Source organism: Variovorax sp. KK3, assembly GCF_001984055.1.
GTDB lineage: Bacteria > Pseudomonadota > Gammaproteobacteria > Burkholderiales > Burkholderiaceae_C > Variovorax.
In genome coordinates this window covers 32,168-47,424 of record NZ_LYVO01000056.1, presented here as the reverse complement: position 1 = coordinate 47,424, position 15,257 = coordinate 32,168, and the positions used below count along the sequence as shown (strand labels likewise).

Annotated in this window: 16 protein-coding genes; 7 read left to right on the top strand and 9 right to left on the bottom strand. The window is 69.1% G+C overall.

Annotated elements, in window-relative coordinates:
* Positions 1-127: 127 nt before the first annotated feature.
* From B0W80_RS23385 to B0W80_RS23360, 6 genes are all read right to left on the bottom strand, one after another.
* Positions 128-616, bottom strand: a complete 489-nt coding sequence (locus B0W80_RS23385) for a tripartite tricarboxylate transporter TctB family protein (RefSeq protein WP_077001558.1) — start codon at positions 614-616, stop codon at positions 128-130.
* 122 nt (positions 617-738) lie between these two features.
* A complete protein-coding gene (locus B0W80_RS23380) occupies positions 739-2,526 on the bottom strand; it encodes a GspE/PulE family protein (RefSeq protein WP_077001557.1) in 1,788 nt (595 codons plus the stop codon).
* Positions 2,527-2,536: 10 nt separating this feature from the next.
* The gene (locus B0W80_RS23375) at positions 2,537-3,286 is read right to left on the bottom strand and encodes a spermidine synthase (protein ID WP_077001556.1); all 750 of its coding nucleotides are present in this window, start codon (positions 3,284-3,286) and stop codon (positions 2,537-2,539) included.
* Positions 3,283-3,864: a DNA-deoxyinosine glycosylase gene (locus B0W80_RS23370; RefSeq protein ID WP_077001555.1), complete on the bottom strand. Its 582-nt coding sequence runs from the start codon at positions 3,862-3,864 to the stop codon at positions 3,283-3,285. Before B0W80_RS23370 ends, B0W80_RS23375 begins: the two co-directional genes overlap by 4 nt.
* Positions 3,865-3,937: 73 nt before the next feature.
* Positions 3,938-4,417, bottom strand: a complete 480-nt coding sequence (locus B0W80_RS23365) for a hypothetical protein (protein ID WP_077001554.1) — start codon at positions 4,415-4,417, stop codon at positions 3,938-3,940.
* A gap of 149 nt (positions 4,418-4,566) precedes the next feature.
* Positions 4,567-5,403: a TatD family hydrolase gene (locus B0W80_RS23360; protein ID WP_077001565.1), complete on the bottom strand. Its 837-nt coding sequence runs from the start codon at positions 5,401-5,403 to the stop codon at positions 4,567-4,569.
* A gap of 87 nt (positions 5,404-5,490) precedes the next feature.
* On the opposite strand from B0W80_RS23360, the gene B0W80_RS23355 reads away from it, so the two are divergent.
* Genes B0W80_RS23355 through B0W80_RS23340 form a run of 4 tightly spaced genes read left to right on the top strand, consistent with a single transcriptional unit; the run spans position 5,491 to position 9,554 of the window.
* Positions 5,491-6,477: a S1C family serine protease gene (locus B0W80_RS23355; RefSeq protein WP_077001553.1), complete on the top strand. Its 987-nt coding sequence runs from the start codon at positions 5,491-5,493 to the stop codon at positions 6,475-6,477.
* A 29-nt stretch (positions 6,478-6,506) separates the two neighbouring features.
* A complete protein-coding gene (locus B0W80_RS23350; protein WP_077001564.1) occupies positions 6,507-7,532 on the top strand; it encodes a MoxR family ATPase in 1,026 nt (341 codons plus the stop codon).
* On the top strand, positions 7,513-8,514 hold the full coding sequence (locus B0W80_RS23345; RefSeq protein WP_077001552.1) for a DUF58 domain-containing protein: 1,002 nt from the start codon (positions 7,513-7,515) through the stop codon (positions 8,512-8,514). Before B0W80_RS23350 ends, B0W80_RS23345 begins: the two co-directional genes overlap by 20 nt.
* Complete coding sequence (locus tag B0W80_RS23340; RefSeq protein ID WP_077001551.1) at positions 8,511-9,554, top strand: VWA domain-containing protein; 1,044 nt, start codon at positions 8,511-8,513, stop codon at positions 9,552-9,554. Before B0W80_RS23345 ends, B0W80_RS23340 begins: the two co-directional genes overlap by 4 nt.
* Positions 9,555-9,623: 69 nt before the next feature.
* Here the strand turns inward: B0W80_RS23340 and B0W80_RS23335 are convergent, their stop codons facing one another.
* Together B0W80_RS23335 and B0W80_RS23330 are read right to left on the bottom strand one after the other, a co-directional pair.
* Positions 9,624-10,655, bottom strand: a complete 1,032-nt coding sequence (locus tag B0W80_RS23335) for a DUF2272 domain-containing protein (protein ID WP_256856669.1) — start codon at positions 10,653-10,655, stop codon at positions 9,624-9,626.
* Positions 10,652-10,864 carry a molybdopterin-binding protein gene (locus B0W80_RS23330; protein WP_077001550.1) on the bottom strand — a complete coding sequence of 71 codons (213 nt, stop codon included), beginning with the start codon at positions 10,862-10,864 and terminating at the stop codon, positions 10,652-10,654. Before B0W80_RS23330 ends, B0W80_RS23335 begins: the two co-directional genes overlap by 4 nt.
* 185 nt (positions 10,865-11,049) lie before the next feature.
* Here B0W80_RS23330 and B0W80_RS23325 point away from each other — a divergent pair, with 185 nt between their 5' ends.
* Entirely contained in the window at positions 11,050-12,111 is a 1,062-nt protein-coding gene (locus tag B0W80_RS23325; RefSeq protein ID WP_077001562.1) for a YeiH family protein, read from the top strand.
* Positions 12,112-12,135: 24 nt separating this feature from the next.
* On the opposite strand, the gene B0W80_RS23320 is transcribed toward B0W80_RS23325, so the two are convergent.
* On the bottom strand, positions 12,136-13,152 hold the full coding sequence (locus tag B0W80_RS23320) for a molybdopterin-binding oxidoreductase (RefSeq protein ID WP_077001549.1): 1,017 nt from the start codon (positions 13,150-13,152) through the stop codon (positions 12,136-12,138).
* Positions 13,153-13,331: 179 nt separating this feature from the next.
* Here B0W80_RS23320 and B0W80_RS23315 point away from each other — a divergent pair, with 179 nt between their 5' ends.
* Both B0W80_RS23315 and B0W80_RS23310 read left to right on the top strand, forming a co-directional pair.
* Positions 13,332-14,624, top strand: coding sequence for a DUF2325 domain-containing protein (locus tag B0W80_RS23315; RefSeq protein WP_077001548.1), 1,293 nt, complete (start codon positions 13,332-13,334; stop codon positions 14,622-14,624).
* Positions 14,625-14,743: 119 nt separating this feature from the next.
* Complete coding sequence (locus B0W80_RS23310) at positions 14,744-15,235, top strand: molybdopterin-dependent oxidoreductase (RefSeq protein ID WP_143684750.1); 492 nt, start codon at positions 14,744-14,746, stop codon at positions 15,233-15,235.
* Positions 15,236-15,257 lie beyond the last annotated feature (22 nt).

Sequence of the window (15,257 nt, the reverse complement as noted above, 5' to 3'; positions counted from 1 at the left end):
GCCGGGGAGCACGCCGATCAGCGTGCCCAGCAGGCAGCCGACGAAGGCGTAGATGAGGTTCTGCACCGTGAAGGCCGCAGTGAACCCGATGGAAAGGTTGTTGATGAGTTCCATGGCGCGGTCGTTCTCAGCCGGTGATGAAGGTAGGCCAGACCTGGAACTGCAGCTTGAGCGCGACCACGAAGGCCCCGTAGCTGCCGACCGCCAGGATGGTGGCGAGGATCAGGCTCGACTTGAAGTTGTAGTGCTCGCCCGCGAGGCCCGCGATCAGCACCAGCGCGTAGATGGCGGCGATGAGGCCCATGGCCGGTAGGCCGATGCTGGGCAGGCCGCCCAGCAGGATGCCGAAGATCACGTTGGCGCCGATGATGAAGGCCAGCGGACGCCAGGCGATGCCGCCGACCGGTTCGCCGTCGACCGTCTCGATGCTGAGCGCCGTGAAGATCACGATCGCACCCAGGATGGCCAGCAGGATGCCGAGCATCAGCGGGAAGTAGCCGGGGCCCATGCGCGCGCCGGTACCCACGTTGTAGGCCGTTGCTCCCCAGCCGAAGGCGATGCCGACGACCGTGAACATCAGGCCCGCGAAAAAGTCCTTCTGACTTTTGATTTTCACGAACTGTCCCCTAGGAATTTAGAACAGCGGGATTGTGGGGTCAGCTTCCGGTCAGGTTCGATGTGGATACCACCTAGCGAGGGGCTAGGGTTTCCCCGAGGCGCGAAGGTGCGCGCGAGGCCTTATTCGAGCGGCGGCGTGGCGCTCAGGACTTCATCGACCGTGGTCAACCCTTCGGCCACGCGCAGGGCGCCGGCCAGCCGCAGCGGCCGCATGCCGTCCTGCACGCCCTGGCGTCGCAGCGCGCCCGCGTTGGGCTCTTTGTTGACGAGGGTCTTGAAGGACTCCGTGACGCTGAGCAGTTCGTAGAGGCCCATGCGGCCGCGGTAGCCCGTCATGCGGCAGTCGACGCAGCCCACCGGCTTGTAAGCGCGCACCGAGCCGGTGATGTTCCAGGGCTTGACGAACTCGCCGAGCTGCTCGCGCGTGACGGTGTCGTCGGGTGCCTTGCAATGCGGGCACAAGGTGCGCACCAGGCGCTGCGCCAGCACGCCCAGCATGACGGCGTTGATCAGGTAGTTGGGCACGCCGAGTTCCATCAGCCGCGTGATGGCGCTCGGCGCGTCGTTGGTGTGCAGGGTGCTGAACACCAGGTGGCCGGTAAGCGCGGCCTGCACCGCCATCTCGGCGGTGGCCAGGTCGCGGATTTCGCCGACCATGATGATGTCCGGGTCCTGCCGCATCAGCGCGCGCAGGCCCTCGGTGAAGCCGAAGTCGAGCTGGGGTTGCACCTGCGTCTGGTTGAAGGAAGGCTCGATCATTTCGATCGGGTCTTCGACCGTGCTGACGTTGACCTCTTCCGTCGCCACCCGCTTGAGGGTGGAATAGAGCGTGGTGGTCTTGCCCGAGCCGGTGGGCCCGGTCACGAGGATGATGCCGTGCGGCCGGGTCACCAGCCGCTCCCAGCGCTGCGCGTCGTGCTGCGCGAAGCCCAGCGCATCGAGGTCCTTGACTGCCGTGTCGGGGTCGAAGATGCGCATGACCATCTTCTCGCCGAAAGCCGTGGGCAAGGTCGACAGGCGCATCTCGACCTCGTCGCCGCGGATGTTGCGGGTCTTGATGCGGCCGTCGAGCGGACGGCGCTTCTCGACCACGTCCATGCGGCCCAGCAGCTTGATGCGCGACACCATCGCGTTCATCACGCCCATCGGCATCTGGTAGGCCGGGTGCAGCACGCCGTCGATGCGGAAGCGGATCACGCCCTGGTCGCGCCGCGGCTCCAGGTGGATGTCGCTGGCGCGCTGGTCGAAGGCGTACTGCCACAGCCAGTCGACCACCTGCACCACGCTCTGGTCGTTGGCGTCGAGCTGCTTGGTGCTCTTGCCGAGTTCGACCAGCTGCTCGAAGCTGGTGCCGCCGGCACTGCCGCCGGCCTTCTGCGCCGCGCGCACCGACTTGGCCAGCGAGAAGAATTCGGCCGTGTAGCGCTGGATGTCCAACGGGTTGGCCACCACGCGCCGCACCGAGCGACGGGCCTGGCGCTCCACCTCGGCCATCCAGTCGGTCAGGAAGGGCTCGGCCGTGGCCACCACCACTTCGGTGGGGGTGACCTGCACCGGCAGCACCTTGTGGCGCTCGGCGTAGGCGGCACTCATGGTGTCGGCCACCTTGCCCACGTCCACGCGCAAAGGGTCGATGCGCAAGTACGACAGGCCGGCCCGTCCGGCCAGCCATTCGGTGAGCATCTCCAGGTCGAGCGGCTTGCTGTCGGACTGGCGCGTCATGGCGACGTTGGCCAGGCGCACGAGCGGGGGCTGGCGGCTCTCGGCCTGCGCACAGCGCGCGAGGGTTCGCTTGGCTTCTTCGGGCGAGATCACGCCGTCGCGGGCGAGCCATTCGATCAACAGCCGCAACTGCAGCGGACCTTCGTGGCGTGGTGGCTTGGATGCGGGCGACGTGACTGCGCTCATGCGACTGCGCTCATGATTCTGCGAGGTACTTGAACACCCGCAGCCACTTCGGCGCAGGCAGGCTCCAGCGAGTCTGGATGCTTTGCGCCCGCTCGGCAAGCACGGCGCGCTTGGGCCGCGACGGGCTGCGCTGGGCCAGCACGATGGTGTTGCCCTCGCGCGTCGGACGGAAGGCCCACAGCGCGTCGCTGCCGAAAGCGGCGCCGATCTTTTCGAGGCTGCGCTCGAAGCTGGAGGAGCGGCCGAAGAGGTTGACCGTCATGCAACCGTCCTCGGTGAGCAGGCGCCGGCAGTCGGCGTAGAAGTCCTCGCTGTCGAGCACCGGTGCGGCAGCCTCGTGGTCGTACAGGTCGACCTGCAGCGCATCGACCGAGCCCTGCCACACGGGCTTGCGAATCTCGGCCTGCGCATCGGCGACGACCACGCGCAGCTTGGCATCGTCGGCCGGCAGCTTGAACCAGCCGCGGCAGGCCGCCACCACCTGCGGATTGAGCTCGATCGCGGTGGTGCGCATGCGCAGCGCCTTGCGGCTGAACTTGGTGAGGCTGGCCGCGCCGAGGCCCAACTGCATGGCGTGGCGCTTGGGCACCTCGGCGGGGTCGACGAAGAGCAGCCAGGCCATCATGCGCTGCACGTACTCCAGCTCGATCTCGAAGGGCGCGTCGAGCTTCATCGAGCCCTGGACCCATTCGGTGCCCAGGTGCAGGTAGCGCACGTCGCCGTAATCGGAGAAGTTGACCTCGGGCAAGCCAGGCTTCATGGCGCGGGCGGCTGCGCCGGCAGCTGTGCCGGCAACTGCACTGGCAGGTACTGCGCGATCACCTCGCGCCACGCAGCCGTCTTGCGTTCGAGGTTCCACGATGCGTGGGCCGGGCTGGTCGAGGGCAGGCGGTGCACCGGAACGCCCAGGCCGCGGGTGTGCTTCGCATGCTTGAAGCTTTCACCGCCGTTGTGGGCGACGGCGGCCAGGGCCGGCAGGTGCAGGCCGGCAATGTCGTTGGGCACCGCGTCGCGGATGGCCGAGTCCAGGCTGCCGGTACGCGTGCATCGCCCGTAGACGTCCCAAACTCCCAGGCCATGGGCCAGCAGCCATTCGCTCCGCTTTCGATAGCTGTCGGGCCCCGTGGGGAGCGGATCATGGGGCCAGAGTCTTTGCAAGATCTTCCAGAACTGGTTTTGCGGGTGCGCATAATACTGCCGCTCCGCGAGCGACCTCGCACCCGGAAAGCTGCCGAGGATCAGCACGACGGTGGCGCCGGACACCACGGGCGGCAGCCCGGTCAGCACGAGCGGCGGCTCGGCCCGCGTTGGTGATGATGATGCGTCGTCTCGTTCCATCCAGGGCGCGAATTCTGGCCTGAAAGAAAAAACCCGCCGGCGGCGGGTTTCCTCAAGGTCTGCAGCAATCTGATCAAGGCTTCTTCGCGGCTTCGTTCTGCGCGGTGCCGGGGATCTTCTCGCCGATCTTGTCGCCGACCTGGCGGGTCTTGTCGGCCGCTGCCGTGGCGGTGTTGCTCACCGCGCCGCCGGCCCTGCTCGCCACGTTCTCGGTCTTGTCGACGGCCGTGGCGGTGCCCTTCTTGGTGGAGTTCCAGGCCTTCTTGCTGGTGTTCTTGGTCGACTTCCACGCCTTCTTGCTGCCGTTCTCCGTGGCGTTCACGGCCTTTTTGGTGCCGCTCTTGGTGGCATCCCAGGCCTTCTCGCCAGCGTTCTCGGTCGCGTTCACCGCCTTCTTCGTGCCGCTCTTGGTGGCGTCCCAAGCCCGTTCGCCGGCGTTCTCGGCCTTCTGGGTCATGGTGGGCTCTGCGGGCTGGGTCTGGGCGGCTGCCGGCAGTGCGGCGGCGAATGCCAGGACGAGTGCGGCGGGGAGGATGCGAATGGATTTGTTCATGGATAAAGCTCCTTTGCGATGTTGGAGTGACGAACTTGCCACGAGGCCAGAACGGCCGTCCGGAGTGCAAGGATGACAGCAAACATGGCCTGCAGAGCACCCTCCGCGCATGTCGCGAACTCGGCCTACGCGGGCTGCAGCGTCCGCGACTACAGCGGCATCAGCGAAGACAGACGTGGCAGGGCCGCGACCGCATTTCGCGTGGTCGCCTCGGCCAAGGCCTCGACCGTGATGCCGCGCAGGTCGGCCACCACCTCGGCGATGCGGGGCAGTTCGCCCGGATCGTTGCGCCCCTGCGGCTCGCCCGCCGCTCGCTGCGCCTGGGTGCGATAGAGCCAGTGCGGCGGGATGTCGGGCGCGTCGGTTTCGAGCACGATCGCATCGAGCGGCAGTTCAGCCGCCAGACGGCGCAGTTGAAGCGCGCGATCGAAGGTCACCGCACCACCGAAGCCCAGCTTCAGGCCCAGGTCGAGGCAGGCCCGCGCCTGCTGCATGCTGCCGTTGAACGCATGGGCGATGCCGCGCCACCCATCGGCCGGCGCGGTGTCGCGCAGGTGCCGCAGCACCTTGTCCACCGAGCGGCGCACGTGGATGACCACGGGCAGGCCGTGCCGCCTCGCGAGTTGCAACTGGTTGCGAAACACGTGCGTCTGCTTCTCGTCGTCGAGGCCGTCCACGAAGTAGTCGAGCCCGATCTCGCCCACCGCCACGAGCCTCGGGTCGTCACGCCGGGCCTCGAGTTCGGCGTCGAGCACGGCCAGGTCGCCCTCGCCGGCGCCGGGCGTGCACAGTGGATGGATCCCCAGCGCATAGGCGTCGTCCTGCGCATGCGCGAGTTCGCGAACGATCGCGAAATTGCTGGTCGCCACGGCGGGAATCACGCAAAGCCCCACGCCGCGTCGGGCCGCCCGGGCCCGGATGGCGGGCATCTCGTCGCCGAACTCCGGGGCGTCGAGGTGACAGTGCGTATCGATCAAGGGCTTCATCGAAAGATGATGCCCGAACGCAAGCATTGGCGCGGAAAGCGTGCTACCGTGACTCCATCTCGCGTGGACTTTTTCGGAGGTGTCCCGATGCGCAGGCCTGCTTTCTACAGCCGCTCGCCCGGCACGCCGCTGCAGGCGGCCGCCGACGACGAGGCGCCTCAGGCGGCGCCTGGCGCGCCGACACCCGCGGCAGCCGAATCGACGTCGCCCAAGGCGCGCTGGCACCCCGGCCGCCGCAGCTTCGCGCTGCTGCTGGCCGTCGTCGTCGGAGCCTCGGCCACCGCCATCGCGACCTGGCCGCGCCAGAACTTCCGGCAGTACACGCAGAAGGACATCGACGCCGCCGTGCTGCGCACCTTGCAGACGGCCAGCATCCCCTCGCAATATGCCCGCGCCGCGGAGATCATCCGCCCCTCGGTGGTGCGCGTGGTCGGCTACGGCCCCGAGAAGAAGACCCCCGAAGCACAGACCCAGAAGCAGGGCCGCAACCTCGCCAAGGGCAAGGCGCCCGAGGCCGACGAGCCCCCGGGCGAGGTCGAACGCGGTGTCGGCACCGGCGTGGTGATCGTCGACAAGGGTGTCATCCTGACCAACCTGCACGTGGTCGCGGGCGCCGAGAAGATCAAGGTCACCTTCGCCGATGGCCTGGAAGCACCGGCCGTCATCACCGGCGTTCAGCCCGAGAACGACCTGGCCGTGCTGCAGGCCCAGAAGCTACCCGACGACCTGATCCCCGCCACCATGCGCTCCACCGCCGACCTGATGCCGGGCGACCAGGTGGCCGCGGTCGGCTTCCCGTTCGGCATCGGCCCCTCGGTGTCGGGCGGCGTGGTGTCGGGCCTCAAGCGCTCCTTCCGCTCGCCCGAGGGCAAGCAGGAGCTGGGCAACCTGATCCAGTTCGACGCGGCCGCCAACCCCGGCAATTCGGGCGGGCCGCTGGTCAACATGAACGGCGAGGTGCTCGGCATCGTCACCGCCATCCTCAACCCGACGCAGCAGCGCACCTTCATTGGCATCGGTTTTGCAGTGCCGATCGAGAACGCCGCCTCGGCCGCCGGTTCGCCACCCTTCTGACTCAACGACGACGAAAGCAACGCATGAGCATGGAACCCGAAGCGACACCCTCCGTCCCCTCTGCGCCCGCCGGCAGCACCGCCGAGCTGATGGAGCAGATCCTCTACCAGGTCAAGCGCGTGGTCGTCGGCCAGGACCGCTTCCTGGAACGGGTGATGGTGGCGGTGCTGGCGGGCGGCCACCTGCTGGTGGAAGGCGTGCCCGGACTGGCCAAGACGCTGACGGTGAAGACGCTGGCCGACGCGATCCGCGGACAGTTCAAGCGCATCCAGTTCACGCCCGACCTGGTGCCCGCCGACCTGGTCGGCACGCGCATCTACAACCAGAAGACCGGCGACTTCAGCACGTCCCTGGGCCCGGTGTTCGCCAACCTGCTGCTGGCCGACGAAATCAACCGCGCACCTGCCAAGGTGCAGAGCGCCCTGCTCGAAGTGATGCAGGAGCGCCAGGTCACCATCGCCGGCGAAACGCACCGCGTGCCGCGCCCCTTCCTGGTGATGGCGACGCAGAACCCGATCGAGACCGAAGGCACCTACCCGCTGCCCGAAGCCCAGGTCGACCGCTTCATGATGAAGGTGCTGGTCGACTACCCGACCGACGAGGAAGAGTTCGTGATCGTCCAGCGCGTCATCGGCCCGGCGCTCGAAGCCACGCCGGTCGCCACCATCGACCAGCTCGCCGCATTGCAGGCCGAGGCGCGGCAGGTGTACGTCGACCCGTCGCTCATCCAGTACGCGGTGCGGCTGGTGTCGGCCACGCGCACGCCCGACCGCCACGGGCTGAAGGACATGCGCCGATTCATCACCTACGGCGCCAGCCCGCGCGCCAGCATCAACCTGACCGAAGGCGCGCGCGCGCTGGCCCTGCTGCGCGGCCGCAGCTACGCGCTGCCGGAAGACATGACCGACCTGGTGCCCGACGTGCTGCGGCATCGTGTCACGCTCTCGTACGAAGGCCTGTCCGAGGGCCTGACCCCCGACAGCCTGGTCGAACGCATCATGCGGGCCGTGCCCCCGCCGGCCAAACCGCTCGAGCATGAAAAGCTGGTGGCCTAGCCGCCGCGCGGCGGCGAACGACGCGAAGCTCGCGGCCGTCGAGGCCGCGGCCGGCGGCGCCGAGCGTGCGCTGCGCCGGCTCGAATGGACGGTGATCCGCCGCCTCGACGGCCTGCTGCAGGGCGACTACCGCACGCTGATGCGCGGTACCGGCCTCGACTTGGCCGACCTGCGCGAGTACCAGCACCACGACGACGTGCGCCACATCGACTGGAACGTCACTGCCCGCCTGCAGACGCCGCACGTACGCGTGTTCACCGAAGACCGCGAGATGGCCGCCTGGTTCGTGCTCGACCTGAGCCGTTCGGTCGATTTCGGCTCCGGCGTGAAGGCCAAGCGCGAGATCTCGGCCGGCTTCGTCGGCGTGATCGCGCGCCTGCTCACGCGCCACGGCAACCGGGTCGGCGCGCTGGTCTACGGCAACGACGTCGAAGCCGTGATCCCGCCACGATCGGGCCGGCGCCACGTGCTGCACCTGCTCGACGCGATGGAACGGCGCTCCGACAAGAAGGAACGGCAGCCGGCGCAAAAAGGCATGACCCGCCTGGCCGACCTGCTGAAGTCGGCCGCGGTGCTGATGCCGCGCCGCTCCACCGTGTTCGTGGTGTCAGACTTCCTTTCCGAGCCCGGCTGGGACCGCCCGCTCGCCCAGCTCGTGCAGCGCCACGAGGTGGTGGCCGTGCGCCTGTTCGACCCGCTCGAACTGGAGATCCCCGACCTCGGCCTGGTACCGCTCACCGACGCCGAAACCGGCGAGCAGCTGTGGGTCGACACCCACGACGGCGGCTTCCGCAAGCGCTTCGCACGCCTCGCCGCGGAGCGCGAAACCACATTGCGCGAGACGCTGGCCAAGGCCGGCGTCGACACGCTCGAACTCTCCACTCAGGACGACCTGGTGCAAGCCATCGTGCGCTTCGCCGACATGCGCAAGCGCCGCGTGCGCGCCACCGGTGCGTCCCTTTCCAAGGCGGTGGCAGCATGACCTTTCTCTGGCCCCAGTTCCTGTGGTTCATGGCCGCGGTGCCCCTGCTGGTGCTGCTCTACGTGTGGCTCCTGCGCCGCAAGAAGAAGCTGGCGCTGCGCTATGCCAGCCTGTCGATCGTGCGCGAAGCCATGGGCGCGCGCCAGAGCGTGCGTCGCCATCTGCCGCCCTTCCTGTTCCTGCTGGCGATGGTGGCCATGCTGATCGCAGCCGCCCGGCCGATGGCGGTGGTGGTGCTGCCCTCCAACCAGCAGACCATCATCCTGGCGATGGACGTGTCGGGCAGCATGCGCGCGGCCGACGTGCTGCCCAACCGGCTGGTGGCGGCGCAGGACGCGGCCAAGGCCTTCCTGAAGGACCTGCCGCGCCATGTGAAGGTCGGCATCGTCGCCTTCGCCGGCAGCGCCAACGTGGCGCAACTGCCCACCACCAACCGCGAAGACCTGGTGCAGGCGATCGACTCGTTCCAGCTCCAGCGCGCCACCGCCACCGGCAACGCCATCGTGGTGTCGCTCGCCACGTTGTTCCCCGACCAGGGCATCGACGTCTCCAACTTCGGCCCGCAGGCGCCGCGCCAGCGCGGCGTGCCGCTGGACCAGGCCGGCAAGGCGGCCCCGAAGGAGTTCGTGCCGGTCGCGCCGGGCTCGTACACCTCGGCCGCGATCATCATGCTGACGGACGGCCAGCGCACCACCGGCGTCGACCCGCTGGACGCGGCCAAGGCGGCCTCGGAGCGCGGCGTGCGCGTGTACACGGTGGGCATCGGCACGGTCGACGGCGAGACCATCGGCTTCGAAGGCTGGTCGATGCGCGTGCGGCTGGACGAGGAAACGCTCAAGTCCATCGCCAACAAGACGCAGGCCGAGTACTACTACGCCGGCACCGCCGCCGACCTGACCAAGGTCTACAACACGTTGAGTTCGCGGCTCACCGTCGAGAAGAAGGAAACCGAGATCTCGGCGCTCTTCGCGCTCGGTGCCGCGGCGCTGGCGCTTCTGTCGGCGGGTCTGTCGCTGCTCTGGTTCAACCGCATCCTCTGAGATCGGCGCCGCTTCGACCGCCGGGTGCGCCCACCCCAGCCCTCCCCCAGCGGGGGAGGGAGCGAGAAGTCAGCGCCATTGGAGCAGCAGCGACCAGGGGGCGCGGCTCATGTGGCGATCGACGCAGCCGGCCGTGCCCGCTTCGCAGCCCACGTAGCTCGGGTCGATGCGCCGCGTGCCGGGCACGAAATCCAAGCGCCGCAAGGTGACCGACTGCAGCACGTTGCCGCCCACTGCGTCCAGACCGCCGTCGTCGACCGACACCACCACGTCGCAGTGCATGGGCAGCGCCGCACCGCCGGTGGCGCGCGAGGCCAGCAGGCGGCCGATGGATGCGAAGTCGGCCACCCGCGCGTCGTCGCTGCGGGCATGGCAGACGAGGTCGCCGACGCGCGGTGGCGTGCGCATCGCGTCGCAAGCGCGCATCGCATAGGCGGTGGCCTGGCCCGACGCTTCCGCGGCGCCGGCCTGCCAGGCAGCGCCGGCATAGTCGGCATGCGCCTCGGAGAACGCGAACTCGTCCGGTCCCAGCCCCGCTTCGCGCGCGAGCCAGCTCACGAAGGCGGCCGACCACGGCGTGTCGATCACCGCGACGCGGTCGACCGCGATGCGCAGGGCGCGCAGTTCCTGTGACGTCAGGCCCTGGTCCGGCCCGACACCGAGGCCTTGCAGATGCTCGGCGCTGGCCTGGTTGAGGGCTTGCTGGAGCAAGCTGCGATCGGCCGGCCGCCAGCCGCCGTAGGCCACCTGCGAAGGCAGCCGGCCGCCGTGGGTGCCCACGGCCTGCCAGTAGCCGATGACGCGCTGCCAGGGCGCCGGACGCAGCGAGGGACCTCGCAGCGCTTCGGCTTCGGACGCGCCCGACGCGGTGAGCCGGCCCTCGGCATCGAGCGTCTGGCCGCCGAAGGCCCGGTGCTCCTGCCGCGCGGCGCCCGCCAAGGCCAGGGCGCGTGGCGGTGACGGTGTGCCGGTGCCCGTCTGCAGGCAGACCGGGCCGGGCTGGGCATGGCCGGTGCCATGGACGATCGCACCGGCGAGCATCGCGGCCGCCACGACCGATCGCTGCAGCGCCCGCGGGATCGAGACCCCGTCGATCTTCAATCGTCGGTCGCGATCATCACGCTCGACGCCTTGATCACGCCGTAAACCTTGCCGCCTTCCTTGATGCCGAGCGACTGCGCGGATGCGCTGGTGATGGTGGAGGTGATCTGGACACCCGGCGCGATTTCGAGGGTGACTTCGGTCGTCACGGGGCCGCGGACGATGGCCGTGACCTTGCCTGGCAGGACGTTTCTGGCGCTGATTTTCATGGGATACCTTTCGAGTCGGTGCGATTGCCGGATGGCGCGGCCCGACGAAACCGCTGCAGCAGTATGCCAACGAAAAGCCGTCGTCAGGGATCGCTGGTCCACTACGGATGCTGACCCATTTTTTCGATCACTTCCTCCAGAACAATTCGTTGGACCGATCAGCGACCACTTCCTACGATCGCCGCATGACTTCTCCATCGGCCCCCTCGCTGTCATCGAAGGCTTCGCCCGCGGCATTGAACCGCGCGCTGACCCTGCTGCCCGGCTCCGCGCTGTCGGCCGTCGTCGCCGCCGCTGCGGCCCTGGTCGCGTCGCGGCACGGCGGCCCGGTGTTTCTCTATGCCTTGATGATCGGCGTCGCCCTGCACCATCTGAGCCACGAGCCGCGAAGCACGCCCGGCATCAAGTTCTGCGCGCGAGCCTGCCTGCGCCTGGGCGTGGGACTGCTGGGCGCACGGATCACCGCGCAGCAGGTCATGCACCTGGGATGGAGCACGGCGCTGCTGGTCGCCGCCGGGGTCGTGTCGACGATCGTGCTGGGCCTGGCGATCGGGCGGCGCCTGGGCTTCACGTCCGCGCAAGGCGTGCTGGCGGGCGGGGCCGTGGCGATCTGCGGCGCCTCCGCGGCGCTCGCCATTTCGGCGGTGCTGCCGCGCGACAAGAACGCAGAGCGGCACACGCTCATGGTCGTGGTGGCCGTCACGCTGCTGTCGACCGTGGCGATGGTGGCGTATCCGCTGATCGCGAGCGCCGTGGGCCTGCCGGCGCGGGAGGCGGGCATCTTCATCGGCGCCACCATCCACGACGTGGCGCAGGTGATCGGCGCCGGCTACACGCTGGGGCCGGAAGCCGGCGACATCGCGACCATCGTCAAGCTGTTCCGGGTGGCGATGCTGACCGTGGTCGTGTTCGCGATCTCGCTCGCGTTCAAGCGCGCGCGGGCGGCGGCGCAGCCGCACGCCGAGGGGGGTCGCGCCGTCCGCAGTGCGCCGCTCGTCCCCTGGTTCCTGGTGCTGTTCGTGGCGATGGTGGCCGTCAATTCGAGCGGCGTGCTGCCGCCGGCGGCCGTGCGCGGCCTGGGCGAGACCTCGCAGGTGTTGCTGGTGGTGGCGGTCGCGGCCCTGGGCATGAAGACCTCGTTCCGCGACCTGGCCAAGGCGGGCTGGCGGCCCGTGGCGCTCATCCTGGTCGAGACGGCGTGGCTCGCGGCGCTGGTGCTGGCCTGCCTGGTCGGCGCGCGGGCCTGAGCGCTGGCGAGCGCCGAACGGTCCTCAGGGGCCGGTCGCCGCAAGCACCTCGATCGCGATCAGGTTCGATACCAGCCGTCCCTGCTTCACCTCGCCCGGGATGACGAGCCGCGCCATGCCGTTGGCGCCGAGCCCCGCGCCGTTAATTTCATACGCCACCATCGCGCCGTTGTTGCCGAAGCCCGGGTCGATCTCGCCCAGCGACACCAGCGCGCGGTAACCGTCGCTGCCGGTGGCCACGGCGTACATCGCCAGCGTCGGGTTCTTGCCGGCCGGCGGCTTGAGGCCGATGGTGTTGAGCAGCGTCCACAGGCTGACGCCGGTATACGCAGTGCCGGCGACGGTCTGCGTGACGGCCGGCAGGCCCTTCAGCGCAGCGATGTCGTAGGTGGCGGCGGTGGCGACCTGGCCCGACACCCTGAACGAAGCGGAAGTGCCGCCGCCGACGCCTGCCGTGAGCGCCGCGGAAGGCTGGACCTGCAGCTTGACCAGGCTGGACACGTAGCGGCCGCCCTTGATGTCGGTGGGCGCGGTCACGCGGAAGGGGCCGTCGACCTCGTCGAGCGGCGCGCTGCTTCCGCCGGTGACCGCGGCGTAGGCGACGATGCTGGCGCGGTTGCCGAACTCGGGGTGGATCTCGCCGAGCGAGAAGATGGACCGGTACCCGTCTGCGCCGGTCGCGACCACGTAGCGGCCCAGCACGTCGTTCTTGCGCGAGGCGTCCAGCTGGATGCCGGCGTCGGCGAGCAGCGACCACAGGTTGGCGCCGGTGTAGATCTTCGTCTGGCTGCCGCTGCCGCTGCCGCTGGTATAGGTGACGGTCTGTGTCACCGGCGCACGGGCCGCGAGGTCGGCCGCGGTGTAGGACCGCGGCAGGTCGATCGAGCCTTCGAGCTTGAGCGACGTAGCCGGCGCGGGGGCAGGCGCCGGTGCGGGCGGAAGAACCGGCCAGCCGTTGCCGCCGCCTCCTCCGCCGCAGCCGGCGACCAGGAACGCGAGCAAGGCCGCGGCACGGGGCGGCAGGATGAAGGCTTCGGACATGGTTCGCCTCTTCGTTGTGTCGTAGACGACATAACGATATTCGAGAAACGAGCGATTCCAAGCTTCTCGACCCATACAATCTTCCTTATCAGGAGTAGACCCACATCCATCTCATGGATCGCGTCTTTGCGTGTTGCTATATTCACCCGTATATTTCGCGCAAACGTTCGGAACCCGTCATGACCTTGCCTACCGAGCCCGCGCCAGCCTTTCGGCTCAAGTACCCCACGGCACAGCAGGCGCCCTGGCCCGCAATGCCGGACGACGCTGCGCCGCCGCCCGGCGCAACGCGCGTGCGCCTCGGCGACCTCGAAACCCACCTGCATTGCTCGGTGGTCGGCACCTGCCTGACCGACGCCGAACTGCGCCGCGTGATCGCGCGCTTCGTCGACGTGCAAGGTGCGAGCGAACTCGACGTGCACCACGATGCCGTGCGCCTGTGCAGCAAGGAGCCGCTGGCGGCCAAGGCGCTGCACAAGGCACTGGACCGTCTGCACGACCCGGCGGTGCGGCGCTTTGCCAAGGCCCGCGACGCGGCCGAGGTCGAGGCGCTGTGGCGCGAGTTCGTGCAGCGCGGCGAAGTGCCAGGCGCCTACTGGGCCGTGCTCTCGCATCGACACACGCCGGAAGCCCTGCGCCAGCAGGTGTTCGGCGAAGTGCACATGCTGTCGCACCTGATGGGCGCCTCGACCCGCGCTGACCTGCGGCAGCGGGTGTTTTTGCAGGCGGAGAACGAGCAGCTCCGTGCCCAGCTCGCGCAGTTGCAGGACCGCCACCAACGCCTGGTCGAAACGCACGATCGAGCCGAGCAGGAGCACCGCCACACGGCCGCCCAGCTCAAGGCGACCCGCACGCAGGTCGAGCAAGCCAAACCGGCTCCCGCCACCGGCGAGCCGTTGCCCGCCGGCAAGGACGCCGACTGGGTGACCCTGCAGGTGCAGCGCCGCGAGCGTGCCGAGCTGCAGGCTCAGCGGGCGGTCGACGAGATCCGCCGCCTGCAGGAAGAAAGCGACGGCTTGCGCTCGAACCTGGGCGTGCTCGCGCGCGAACTGCATGCCGCGGAATCGCAGCTGCACCGATGGCTGGCCGACGACGAAGCATCGACGGCGGCCGACCTGGACACGCTGAAAGGCACACGGCTGCTCTATGTCGGCGGCCGCCCGAGTTCGTCGCAGGCCATTCGCGAATGGGTGGAGCGCGGCGGCGGGGAGCTGCGGCGGCACGACGGCGGGCTCGAAGACCGAAAGGGCCAGCTCGTCGCCTCGATCGGCTGGGCCGACCGCGTGCTGTTTCCGGTCGATTGCATCGACCACGACTCGGCCAACAGCATCAAGCGCCAATGCCTGCGCCTGGGCATTCCATTCCTGCCGCTGCGCACGGCCAGCCTGGCCAGCTTCGTGGCTGCGCTGTCGCAGGCCGATGCGCCGCCTCGACCCCAGCACGGCTCGCACCTCTGCCTGCGGCACGCGTAGGCGCTCGTCTCGTTTCGCTATATCCGCCTCGATATGGTGATCATCCATCCGCCGGCGTGCCGCGCTCCCGAAGGCTCACCACAATGAGTCATCCCCAGGCTGAACTTCGAGGCGAACCGATGCTGGATGCAACCCTAGAGATGGACCAGGCGCAAGCGCCGACGACCGAGGCGCCGGCGACGCTGACCGTGCGCGGCCACCTGCCCCATCCGCGCACGCTGGGCCTGGAAGCACTCGCCGCGCTGCCGCGGCGGGAGATGGGCCCGACGCAGATCAACTGCTTCACCGGCCGGCCGGTGACCCGCGTGCACAGCCTGGCCGGCGTGCGCCTCATCGACGTGCTGGACGCTTCGGGCTTTTCCACGCAGCCGCGATCGCAACTCAAGCGCTGCGTGATCGCAGCCCTCGGCGGGGACGGCTACCGGGCCTTGTTCAGCTGGTGCGAGCTGTACAACGCCGACATCGGCGGCGGCGTTCTGGTGCTCTACGAGCGTGACGGACGGCCGCTGCCGTCCGGCCTGGGGCCGCTGTCGCTGATCTCCGCCAACGACCGGCAGTTGGGCCCGCGCCATCTGCGGCACCTGCGCGGGATTCAGGTCGAGATGCTCTAGCGGCCGGCACGGCCCGCCGAGA